The organism is Micromonospora sp. PRAS1 (assembly GCF_059553435.1).
In genome coordinates this window covers 1-1,270 of the sequence record NZ_JCANNB010000101.1, presented here as the reverse complement: position 1 = coordinate 1,270, position 1,270 = coordinate 1, and the positions used below count along the sequence as shown (strand labels likewise).

At 66.3% G+C, this 1,270-nt stretch carries 1 protein-coding gene; it reads left to right on the top strand.

The features are described 5' to 3' along the window. Positions 1–8: 8 nt before the first annotated feature. Complete coding sequence (locus tag AC507J_RS32260; RefSeq protein WP_496294337.1) at positions 9–1,250, top strand: IS110 family RNA-guided transposase; 1,242 nt, start codon at positions 9–11, stop codon at positions 1,248–1,250. Positions 1,251–1,270: the final 20 nt, after the last annotated feature.

Below are 1,270 nucleotides of genomic sequence, written 5' to 3'. Positions count from 1 at the left end.
TGATGCCTATGACTGTTTACTGCGGAATTGACTGGGCCGAGGAACACCACGACGTCGCGATCGTCAACGACAGCGGCGGGTTGGTCGCACGGCTGAGAATCGGTGATGACGCGGCCGGTTACCGGCAGCTGATCGACCTGCTCGCCGACGCCGGTGACAACCCGCAACAGCCGATCCCCGTGGCGATCGAGACCTCCCGGGGCCTGCTGGTGGCTTGCCTGCGGGCGACCGGCCGGCGGATCTATGCGATCAACCCGGTCGCGGTCGCTCGTTACCGAGACCGATATACCGTCTCACGCACCAAGTCCGACCATGTCGACGCGGTGGTCCTGGCCAACATTCTGCGCACCGACATGGCCGTGCACCGGCCGCTGCCCAACGACTCCGAACTCGTCCAGGCGATCGCAGTTCTCGCCCGTGCGCAACAAGACGCCGTATGGGATCGAACCCAAGCCCACAACAAACTGCGCTCACTGCTGCGCGAGTACTACCCGACCTTCCTGCTGGCCTTCCGCGACGCCCGCGGCGGGATCACCCGCCCCGAAGCCCGCGCCGTACTCGCCACAGCGCCCACCCCCACCCAGGCAGCGACACTGACCCCAGACGACCTCGCCGACGCCCTACGACGAGCCGGCCGGCAACGAGGCGTCACCGCCGAAGCTGACCGACTGCACCAGGCCCTGGCCACCGCAACCCTGCACCAGCCACCCCTGGTCGAACAGGCCATGGGACAACAAGCCCTGGCCCTACTGCGCGCCTTGGACACCGCCTGCCTCAACGCCGAAGACCTGGCCACGGCCGCAGAACAGTCTTTTGATCAACACCCGGACGCCGAGATCATCACCAGCTTCGCAGGCCTCGGTCGACTCATCGGCGCCCGGGTACTCGCCGAGATCGGAGATGACCGATCCCGCTTCGCTGATACACGAGCACTGAAATCGTATGCCGGCTCCGCCCCGATCACCCGCGCCTCCGGCAAGAGCCTGATCGTCATGCACCGACGAGTGAAAAATCAGCGCCTCGCCCACGCCAGCCATCTCTGGGCCTTCTCCGCCCTCACCGCCTCCCCCGGCGCCCACGCTCATTACCAACGCCGAAGAACCGCCGGCGACGGCCACACCGCCGCCCTGCGCCACCTGTCCAACCGGCTCCTTGGCTGCCTTCACCACTGCCTGCAAACCCGACAGCTCTACCAGGAGACAACCGCCTTCACCCCACCCCAGCCACAACAGCTACCCACCGCAGCTTGACACCAAAATGCGTGGGATGT